The organism is Halomonas sp. BC04, from assembly GCF_000568385.1.
This window is the reverse complement of sequence record NZ_AZQX01000089.1, coordinates 1-9,673: the sequence shown is the minus strand read 5'-3', so window position 1 is coordinate 9,673 and position 9,673 is coordinate 1. Positions and strand designations below refer to the sequence as shown.

At 54.8% G+C, this 9,673-nt stretch carries 9 protein-coding genes and 2 pseudogenes; 8 read left to right on the top strand and 3 right to left on the bottom strand.

Annotated features, from left to right (window positions below; genetic code table 11):
* Positions 1-221: 221 nt before the first annotated feature.
* The gene (locus Q427_RS06775; RefSeq protein ID WP_043512246.1) at positions 222-965 is read right to left on the bottom strand and encodes an RNA methyltransferase; all 744 of its coding nucleotides are present in this window, start codon (positions 963-965) and stop codon (positions 222-224) included.
* A gap of 223 nt (positions 966-1,188) precedes the next feature.
* Here Q427_RS06775 and Q427_RS06770 point away from each other — a divergent pair, with 223 nt between their 5' ends.
* On the top strand, positions 1,189-2,523 hold the full coding sequence (locus tag Q427_RS06770) for a tyrosine-type recombinase/integrase (protein ID WP_043512243.1): 1,335 nt from the start codon (positions 1,189-1,191) through the stop codon (positions 2,521-2,523).
* Between the two features lie 95 nt (positions 2,524-2,618).
* On the opposite strand, the gene Q427_RS35140 is transcribed toward Q427_RS06770, so the two are convergent.
* Positions 2,619-2,753, bottom strand: coding sequence for a hypothetical protein (locus tag Q427_RS35140; RefSeq protein WP_269321201.1), 135 nt, complete (start codon positions 2,751-2,753; stop codon positions 2,619-2,621).
* A 104-nt stretch (positions 2,754-2,857) separates the two neighbouring features.
* Between Q427_RS35140 and Q427_RS28690 the strand changes: the two genes are divergently transcribed.
* The 7 genes and pseudogenes from Q427_RS28690 to Q427_RS06730 all read left to right on the top strand — a co-directional run bounded on the left by Q427_RS28690 (position 2,858) and on the right by Q427_RS06730 (position 8,777).
* Entirely contained in the window at positions 2,858-3,058 is a 201-nt protein-coding gene (locus Q427_RS28690; protein ID WP_051496193.1) for a hypothetical protein, read from the top strand.
* A 130-nt stretch (positions 3,059-3,188) separates the two neighbouring features.
* A pseudogene (locus tag Q427_RS36740) lies at positions 3,189-3,500 on the top strand (BRO-N domain-containing protein); the annotation flags it as partial.
* Between the two features lie 107 nt (positions 3,501-3,607).
* Positions 3,608-3,913 (top strand): annotated as a pseudogene (locus Q427_RS36735) (KilA-N domain-containing protein); the annotation flags it as partial.
* A gap of 315 nt (positions 3,914-4,228) precedes the next feature.
* Positions 4,229-4,747, top strand: coding sequence for a hypothetical protein (locus Q427_RS06750; RefSeq protein WP_043512241.1), 519 nt, complete (start codon positions 4,229-4,231; stop codon positions 4,745-4,747).
* A gap of 643 nt (positions 4,748-5,390) precedes the next feature.
* Positions 5,391-5,945 (top strand): hypothetical protein, encoded by a 555-nt coding sequence (locus tag Q427_RS06745; RefSeq protein ID WP_043512239.1) that lies wholly within the window; start codon positions 5,391-5,393, stop codon positions 5,943-5,945.
* A gap of 219 nt (positions 5,946-6,164) precedes the next feature.
* Entirely contained in the window at positions 6,165-7,037 is an 873-nt protein-coding gene (locus Q427_RS28680) for an antA/AntB antirepressor family protein (RefSeq protein ID WP_051496190.1), read from the top strand.
* Positions 7,038-8,204: 1,167 nt separating this feature from the next.
* The gene (locus Q427_RS06730) at positions 8,205-8,777 is read left to right on the top strand and encodes a recombinase family protein (RefSeq protein WP_043512234.1); all 573 of its coding nucleotides are present in this window, start codon (positions 8,205-8,207) and stop codon (positions 8,775-8,777) included.
* 345 nt (positions 8,778-9,122) lie between these two features.
* Here the strand turns inward: Q427_RS06730 and Q427_RS32050 are convergent.
* A partial coding sequence (locus tag Q427_RS32050) for a HEPN domain-containing protein (protein WP_197030532.1) occupies positions 9,123-9,673 on the bottom strand: 551 nt, incomplete at its 5' end.

The window sequence follows — 9,673 nt, the reverse complement described above, 5'->3', positions numbered from 1 at the left end:
TGCCATGACAAGCGACTACCGCACTGTAGGAGTATCTTCAGATCACGACTGGAGGCCGAAGGCTCCCGGCGGTGTTGCCAACCCTCGCGAACGTCACTGGCGTTTCAGCCTCCGCCAAGGCGCCTGGCGGCGCCAGTCGCGATGGGAACTCGGGGCGCCGAACCGAGCGCTCCAACAGCTGCCTTTTCCACTGACGGTGCCACGCCGCTGGAGGAGTGGCTTCAGCTCCGGTCCGAGGAATCGGTTGTGTCCGGTTCCAGTGACCTGAGAAGGCCGCGCAGCAGCGAGAGCTCCTTGCGGCTGGGCTGGGCCCGGGCGAACAGGGCCTGAAGCTGGGTTTCGGTACGGGCATGGGGTTGGGTGAGAAAACCGCTGTGCCGCATGACACGGCCCAGGTGTTCGTGGAAATGTTGCAGCTGCTCGCGGGTGGGCTGGCGCTCCTCGCTGGGGCGGGGATGCCGGTAGCCGCTGTCGGGCTGCCTGCGCCATGCCTTGAACGCCTCGTAGGCCAGCACCTGGACCGCCTGGGCGAGATTGAGGATGCCGTAGTCGGGGTTGGCGGGGATGCTCACCTGGTGACTGCAGCAGCGGATCTCGTCGTTGGTCAGCCCGAAGCGCTCCCGGCCGAAGACCAGGGACACCGGATCGTCGGCGTTGGCGATCAGTTCGCGTGCCATCGACTCCGGTTCATCAAAGTGTGGCAGCGGCAGGCTGCGCAGCCTTGCGCTGGCCCCGACCACCTGGACGCAATCATTGACCGCTTCGGCCAGTGAGCCCACCACCCGGGCATTGTCGATCACGTCCTCGGCACCGGCGGCCAGGCGCGAGGCCTCGGGGTCCGGAAAGCAGCGTGGATTGACCAGTACCAGGTCGGTCAGGCCCATGGTCTTCATGGCCCGTGCCGAGGCGCCGATATTACCGGGGTGGAAGGTCTGGACCAGCACAATACGAATGTTGGCAAGCATGAGAGTGGCCGCGGAAATGGGAAATCGGAAAACGGCGATAGTACCAAAAAAACAAGCCCCGCACGGGGCGGGGCTTGCTCGGTCTTGCAGGCCGGAAAGGCCTTTAAGGTGGGGCTGCTTACATCATGCCGTTCTATCATACCCCAACTGCTTGAAACCATTGACCTTCAATGGGTTGTGGCTACAATGCTTCCTACATTCCTTCCTACATGACGTGCCGCCCATGCCATCAGCCGACCGTAAGCATCTCAAGCTGCGTCACAACACATGGTACTTCCAGAAGCGAGTCCCGAAGGCGCTGAAGCACCAATTTCCCGACCGGGACATTATCGAGCAGTCGCTTGAGACTGGTGACATCAGGGAGGCCCGAGAGAAGCGAGATATCATCCTTGGTCAGCTTCGTCAGCGAGAGCACCTGCTGAAAGTGCAGTCCCAGCCACGCCAACGTTTTCTTAGTTACGTCGAGAAACTCAGCAAGATTGTGGTGGACGAGCCCTTCGTCGGCTCTGATATGGAATGGCATGAAATTCTTGACCCTGAGACAGCCAAGAAAACTAATGACCCCGAGTATATCGAAGCTTTCAAGACTGTGATGCGGGGTGCGCGGGAAAGCGACAAGTACGGCACCACTTTGAAGGAAGTGCTTGATCACTTCGTTCAGATCAGTGAGAGGGATGAGCTTCACACGGAAGGCACTCGTGGTCGCTTCAAGAAGACCGTAGTCTTGTTCCTTCGGTACTTGAATGTAGATGACCTCCAGATGAAAGACATTGAGCGGTCAAAAGTCTTCGACTTCATTGACCACAGCCGTGAGAAAGTGTCTGGAGCCACAGTCCAAGGACACATCTCCCGTTTAAAAAATCTCTGGGATTATGCATATACCAGAGCCTGGGTCTCTGCTGACAACCCCTTCGAGAAGCACAAGATCAACACCACCAAGGGTCGGCAGAAGAAACAGCCCTTCACCACCAAGGAGCTGAGTATGTTGCTGGATGTCATGAAGCGCCAGCCTCACTCCATGCAGCTCCTTACCCACCTGGGACTCTACACCGGAGCGAGGATCAGTGAGCTGGTAGGGCTGAGGCTTTCAGATCTCAAGGAAGAGGAGGGGGTCTGGATGATGGGGATTGCTGTCCAAGATGATGGCAAGACCGACGCAGCTACTCGGTGGATACCGGTCCCTGAGCTTTGCCATGGGGACATGAAGCAGTCCCTGGTGAAGGCCCGTGAGGTAGGAGCCGAGCATTTGTTCCACGACCTCATCAGCATCAGGCCTGATGGGCGCTATGCCTACGCTGCCACGAAGCGGTTTGGTGAGATCAAGCGCCAGCATGTCACCGAGCGCCAGGACAAGGGATTCCATTCGTTTCGGGTAATGATGGCCACGGCTTTGCAGCAAGCCAACGTATCGGAATTGGAGGCTGCATACCTGCTCGGCCATAGCCGAAAAGGGCTGACCATGAGCTACGGCTACTACAGTAAAGGTTACGACCCCGGTCGTCTGTTATCGGCTCAGAGAAAGGCAGTGGGAGTTATCGATCAGTGGTTGAAGGGGTAGGGCGGGAGTGGTCTGTCGAGGGTAGGTGACTCTTCGCTGCGGGGGTATGCCCGATTAGTGAACAGTATTGGATGACCAAAACCAGACGCCCCGGCTCACCGCTGGGGCAGCGCCGACAACTGGGAGAACTCTGTGATCAATGTATTGAGCAGCACCAACACTCTCACCAGGTCCAGCCAAGAGATCGCCGAGCTGGTCGAGTCCCACCACGACAACGCGAAGACCGCCATCAAGATGCTCGCTGACAAAGGCTTGGGACTTTACTGCGGCTCAGGAGAAGGCCACTGGAGGCCACCCTGCAACCGTCTACCACGTTAACCAGCGGGACAGCTATGTGATCGTCGCCCAGCTCTGCCCCGAGTTCACCGCTCGCTTGGTGGACCGCTGGCAGGAGCTGGAAGCCCAGGTCGTCAAGCCGGTGGCCTTGCCCACTGACTATCTGTCCGCCCTCAAGGCACTGGTCGCCTCCGAGGAAGAGAAGCAGCACCTGCTCACCACCAGCAAGGAGATGCAACTAGTGACGATGCAGTATTAAGGTTTTCTAATTATCCCTCCCCTATGGAAGGACAGCCGTCTCACGAGCTGTGGTAGGTCCGCAGAGTCAGGAGAGACCAACCTTACCACCTTAACTTCAACACCCTGAACGTCCGTGTGATCGTGATGATCAGCCCTGGTTCGTGGCGGTTAATGACTGCAGTGTCTTGGGCCTCACCAACACCAGCATGGTGATGAGTAACCTCGAATCCAGGCACAAACATCAGTTCAACTTAGGTTTGCCGGGACGCGCTACTTGGATAGTCAACGAGCGAGGTCTCTACGAGCTGTTGCTCCAGTCCCGCAAGCCTGAAGCCCGCGAGTTCAAGCGGTGGGTCACCTGCACTGTGCTTCCAACCATCCGCAAGGGCGGTGCCTATGTGATGGGTGAGGAGAAGGTGACTACCAGGGCTGTTCGAGGAGGGACTGGGAGAACGAAATGACCAACCAAGCACTCAACATCGTCGAGACCACCATCAAGCAAGACGCCGAGGGACGCTATCCTGAACGACCTGCATAAGGCTGCGGAGGGTAAGTTAAGCACAAACCCGCAAAGTGGCTGCAACTTCAGCAGACCTCAGAGATCATTAGCGAACTGGAAAAGGATGGAATCCCATCAATCGCCAAAGTGGTGGGGCGCAACGGTGGCACCTTTGTAAGCAAGCAGCTGGTCTACGCCTACGCCATGTGGGTAAGCCCCAAGTTCCACCTCAATGCCACCCGTGCTGACGACACGCTGCAGACCCAAGGCATCGCTGTGGCTGATCACGCTGCGGACGATCTGCTGATCAACCAGATTGACGCGCTACACCTACTTCGAGAAGGTACTGGCTCATGCCCAGCAGCTACAAGCTGAGATATGGCCTCATCTGAGAGAGAAGAGATCCCCAAAGCCCTGATGATCCCTTCTCGTGTATCAGGAGCTACTCCGCTGCTCTGCGCGACTGCATCGCCATTCAGTGGATGAAGCTGGAGAACAGGCAGCAACCCCCGATACCGACCATGCTCACCAATAACCCATCTCACCTCAGGCGCTGAGGTCACGCCAGGAAAATTTCCTCTCTTTCAGTGGCTTACGATTGGTGTACAGTATTGGAGAATCTACCCTCTCCCACACGCCTCTTCCCACCGGCACATCTCGCCGGTCAATCTGCATCACGAAGGAAAAAACATGACTACTATCACTTCCAAGCCAGCACAACAACTCACTTCCCGTGAAGATCGAGTCCGAGTAACACGGGATAACCTCTATGCTTGCCGCTTCACTATTCCGCACCACCCCGACATTCCCTGTTATTTCAACATGTCATTTGTTTACATGCTCGCGCATTCACCCGAAAGGCAAAGTCCCGTTGATTTCCTTGTCGAGTCGGAATTATTCGACCCGAACAATGATATGGAAAGCCTTGCTGGTGACGAAGACTTTTTTACAGACAAGAGCGGTTTTGTATGGGCCGAACATGGAATAGTTGAGGAGTATGTTGAGTGGCTACAGCTTGATATTTTCAGTGATGGCATGGCGGTACGTTCTGGTGTGCTCGTCATGACTCATCAAAGTGACGAGGCGCGGTATTCACATCCACTCTCCGATAATACGGTTAACGAGCGGCATGTAATTGATCGCCTATCTCGCATTATCGAGCAGCAGAGCCTACTCATTGCACAGATGACCAGCGATCAACGGAGCTAAGCTATTGCAGTCAAGAAAGTCGGATGCGGGCCAAGGACGGCATAGCGCATTTCCCAACAATCGACAGCAAGATCGGCGACGATCGATTAGTGTACTGTTATGGGAAAGAAGGCGCTCACGAGGCACTGGATTCCTAGGGTATCTTTGCGCTCAGGACGGTCTGCCCCTACAGGACGGAGCAATGGCTGTAACCTGACGTTGCTTGCTGGGGAGGTGATGGCCCCCGGTTGAAGCAAGCGACTCACTGACCCAAGTGAGGTGATATTCCTTGGTACTTACGGATGGCGAAGCCATCTCTCAAGATGGTCTTTGATATCTCTTCAAGCAATCTGAGAGAGCTTACTTACCATTACCATCATCACAGATAAACCTAGAAAGATACCTCTAAAGAAGAGGTCTTAAAGTCAGGGCTGGAGTGAATCACTCATCTCAGGCACCACCATTCTTGTCAGTTAATGGTGACGGTGATGATGGTCAGCACTCCCTATACCCTGTCAGATACCAATCCGGCTTTCCCCAAGCCAGTCTTAAAGTAACCCTACCCAGTGACATTCTCGAAGGCGATAGACAGGCAACGGCGTGTGTCCGTTCGCTGGGTCTGTTGCCTGTGGGGACTGTCGCTTTCGACAATGAGGACATACACATGAGTATCACCACCACCCACGCTCGCTCTACACGCTCTATGCCGATGACCCGTGAAGTCACGTCCGACCTCGGAGCGTCCCCCCTGGAAATTCTGACCTCCGTTAAGTCCTTCAGGACGATCCGCTTCTTCTTCTCCAAGAAATGCTTGCTGAAAAATTACGAAGATCAGGTACGGCTCGTGACAATGGTCAATGCCCGTATTGACGAGGCACTGTCAACCTTCGAGGATATCGTTGGCGAGGCTATGGTTCCGGCCTACTTCGCTGCAGTTCTGTTGGGCATCCATGGGCATAGGGTCGAGTCTTTCCATCTGCGCTATTTCACCCGTCCCTCCTGGCAACTCACCATCTACGACCCCCGTGATCTGGTTAAGCTGGTTGAGGCTCTGGAGTCATCAGCAGAAGTTCTCGTAGACGACCCCTGCTTGGGTCCTACAGACATTCACTCTGGCTGTTTTGACGGTGCAATCCCGTTCGATGTCTATGACGAACTCGTGAACGGCACAATGCCTGTGGACCTGTTCCCCAGGCGCGCCTTTGCTCCCCGAAACTGAACTCCCTGACTGAGGCTGCTGGATTGATCAGGACAGCCCCCTCCCTGTCAGCCACATACGCTCAGCCTCACCAGCTGACCAACTGTTGAGCCAAAACACACAGACCGCTTATCGGAATACTTCCTACTTGCCTCACCGGCTGGCCTCGTCGTTGGGCCGGTCTGTGGGTCGGTGGGGAGGTGACTGGTAGGGGGTATTACCCATAAGGAACCAACGACCATGAGTATCTCCATTCGCAAGACCTCTCGCCCTACCTCACAGCGCAACGGGCGATCCATCGTCACCGACATCAACCGCCTTCAGAGGAAGACCCTGACCAGCGCACTCGGTTTCACCGAAGTACAGGCCGACAGGATGATGAAGGTTCGCCGTGTGCTGCCTCTGGTAGACGACCGGCAGAAGCCTTGTATCGATGCCCGGAAGCTCTGGGAGAAGATCGGTCAGCCCCATGGCCGATTCAGGGACTGGGCTGAGGACTCCATCAAGCCGATGATGTGCCCTGAGACTTTCGCGGGAAAAAGCGCGAAAGGGTACAGCGATGAGATTACCCCCTTTTATGAGCAGACCAAGGGCCGACCGAAGACAAACTACCAACTTTCTCGTGACGTTGCCGCTCACGTAGCCATGAGTGCCCGGACACGAGAAGGCCATGAGATCCGTCAATACTTTCTCGACATGGAAGAGGCCATCACCCGTCTTGAACGCTATCAGCCCATCCGTACCGAGCACCTCACCCAGATAGACAATAGCGTGTACCACCTGGCCGTCTCAGAGACTGGCTCGAAGATGCACGCACAGGAGACTGAGCGCTTCCTCAAGGGGATGGTCGCTGAGATTGTGTCAGGTATCAGAGCCAGTGAATGGCGGGTTGCTCTGAACGAGATTCCCGGAGCCAAGGGAAAGGGCATCCGTGATGTCCTTGACGCTGACGACCTCAAGGTCTATCGGGATGCTCTCCAGTTTGCGGCCTCTCTGCTTCAGGCTGGAGTGACCTGCCGAGAACAGATCCAGTCAATGGTCATGCGCGTCCACGGTGGCAAGATCAACCCAGCTAAATACGGGGTTTTTTCCCTAGTTGGGGAGGTGGCTTGACATGGCCATTACCGAGGCTCTCATTCTTGTCGGCCTATGGGCTGCCTGGGCTCCTCTATGGATCGCGGCGAGTGTAGACGACGAAGAGCCAGGTCAAGGGCGAAGGAACCTCCACCATGACACAAACACAATCCAACCCCACTAGCGGTAGCACCCCGAGAGGATGCCCAGGAAGGAAACCCAAGGTAGATCCGCAAGAAGTCATACAGTGGCGTCAGGAGAACAAGGCCAGCGCTAGTGCTACGGCGAAACACTTCGGGGTAAGCGGATCTACGGTTCGTAATATCTGGCGAGAAGCTGGATTGTCCTACACCTCCACAGTTCCTCAGGGGGCAGCGCCACAGATTGACTTGAAGGCTGTCGCCGAATGGCGCAGGGAGCGAGAAGCTCCATCACCGAGACGGCCCGACACTTTGGCATCGCGGAGACGTCAGTGTGGCGGGCTTGTCAGGTTCACGGTGTGGACCTGAGTCATCGGTGGGGATCTGGGCGCTTCCTCCCGCGAAGTGGCTAGCGTTACCGTCCTTGAAAGGCTGGGCTGAACACGTTAACGGGCTATCGCCCTGATGACTGAGAGCGAGAACTGGGAGCGGATTTTTTGTGGTGAAAATTTCTGAGACGACACCCACGGTTTATGCTGCGGCTTTCCCCCCCCCATGCCCCCGGTCGGACACTTCAAAGAGCCATGGGCGCCACCCCATCGCGCATCAAACGAGAGGGATGGGGTGATCGCCAGCAGCAGTAGCTGAGTGGGGGGCGAACTGAGCAGTGAACGAAGGAGAGCAGATGATGAAAGAGCAGCGTCGCTTCTGGCCATGGATCGAGAACCCTCAGTACGCCAAGCCCATCCTCCCCGAGGTCTCCAAGGCCAGGAGTCGACAGTCAGCAGAACCGGCACCAGACAGCCGCCTGAGAATACGAGAGGCTCTGCATGGCCCACAGCGGGTCTACAAAGCGTTTAATGGATTCGGCTAGCCCACGGCTGTCGCCCGCAACAGGACGCCATAGAATGGCTGGAAGCTGTATTGATGATGGCTCATAAGGTGTACCCTGTGAGCCAAGGAAGATGACTGCGCTACGGTATGGGTCAAAACTGTTGTTTTTCTCTGAGCCACCCTGTAGATTGTGAGCCATGACTTATGAGCCACTCGCAGGGAGAAGCCAGCCATGTCCGCCACCATTGCCTATGTCCGCGTCAGCACCGATGATCAGACCACCAGCGCCCAGCGCCATGCCATCGAGAGCCGCTACAAGGTCGCTCGTTGGTTCAGCGATGAGGCAACCTCGGGAGCGATCAAGGCGAAGGACAGGGCAGGGTTCAGCCAGCTTCTGAGCTACGTCAGGGAAGGTGATACCGTGGTGGTCTATGCCATCGACAGGCTGGGTAGGAACACCATCGACGTACTGGAGACGGTCGAGGCGCTCAAAGCCAAGGGCGTAGTAATTCTCTCGATCCGTGAAGGCTTCGACCTTTCTACGCCGATGGGCAAGGCCATGCTGACCATGCTTGCCGCCATGGCTGAGCTGGAACGTTCTAACATCAAGGAGCGGCAACTGGCAGGGCTGGAGCGAGCAAGGTCAGAGGGTAGGAACCTAGGTCGAGAGAAGGTCATTGATGACAAGGCGGTAGCCGACTGGCGTCAGGAGAACAGCGCCAGCATCAAAGCCACTGCAGAGTACTTCGATATCTCGACGGCGTCTGTGAAAAGGGCCTGTCGGCAAGCCAAGGTGGGGGCTTAGTATCAGAAATAATTCGTCGTATCCTTTAAAGTGAATTTTCTACTTTCTTGTCTTGAGAGAGTTAATTATTAACAAATGCCAATTTATTCGCCCACTAAAATTCTCTCTGGTTATTTAATGTTGTCTCGCGGAGAGTCGTCCAAGGCACAAGCGCTACACTTATCAAATATCAGCACCCTGTACCTATAAGGATTCAAGCTCTATATTTTATCGGCTTGAGTCAGGCTAAAAATGTTTATGGAATCTCATGTAATACCATTCGAATATCACTCTTGATATTTTTCTAAATGAGCCTGTAAAGAATTTTCGCATTTACATGCTTCTCTTATGTTTGTACTTTATTCTTTAGTTTTCTAGTCGCCTTCTCCATGGCCGCTCTACTCCTGGGGTAGCCTGACACAAATACTCAGTTAGTTCGTTGTCGACATCAAGAGCAGTCTTTTTAACCTGCCTTCTGTACTCCTTTAATTTTATTATTGTAACATAATGGGCATCACGACCCTTATGCGCTATATCCCCCCTTGATGTAACAAAATCATTGATTGTCTTTTTCCCTAGCGACCACCATGAAGACACTTCATTAACTCCAATAAACTTCTTAAAAAGAGGGTCTAAATTTGTTGATTTAGGGGTATTGAGCCCTTTTATGCAATCAGTAACATGGTTTCTGTAGAGGTCTTTCCATCCTTCTCCAGCAAGCTCCAATGGTTTTAGATCATGTTTTGCCTCCTTGACTGACCGAGCTATTTCTTTCTGAACAGGCTTAGGCAGCCCCTTTGGAGAGTCAAGCTGGTGGGTAAAGTAATCAACCCCTTCCAGAAGCACTTCTTCAATATAAAGCTCCCAAGCTGCACACAGCATAAGAACGCCGCTACGAGTGATATGTCCAAGCCCTC

Bases quoted from the DNA above. Each gene is read 5' to 3' on its own strand.
- Q427_RS06775 (WP_043512246.1), bottom strand. From the start codon at position 965: ATGCTTGCCAACATTCGTATTGTGCTGGTCCAGACCTTCCACCCCGGT.
- Q427_RS06770 (WP_043512243.1), top strand. From the start codon at position 1,189: ATGCCATCAGCCGACCGTAAGCATCTCAAGCTGCGTCACAACACATGG.
- Q427_RS35140 (WP_269321201.1), bottom strand. From the start codon at position 2,753: ATGGCGGTCTTCGCGTTGTCGTGGTGGGACTCGACCAGCTCGGCGATC.
- Q427_RS06750 (WP_043512241.1), top strand. From the start codon at position 4,229: ATGACTACTATCACTTCCAAGCCAGCACAACAACTCACTTCCCGTGAA.
- Q427_RS06745 (WP_043512239.1), top strand. From the start codon at position 5,391: ATGAGTATCACCACCACCCACGCTCGCTCTACACGCTCTATGCCGATG.
- Q427_RS28680 (WP_051496190.1), top strand. From the start codon at position 6,165: ATGAGTATCTCCATTCGCAAGACCTCTCGCCCTACCTCACAGCGCAAC.
- Q427_RS06730 (WP_043512234.1), top strand. From the start codon at position 8,205: ATGTCCGCCACCATTGCCTATGTCCGCGTCAGCACCGATGATCAGACC.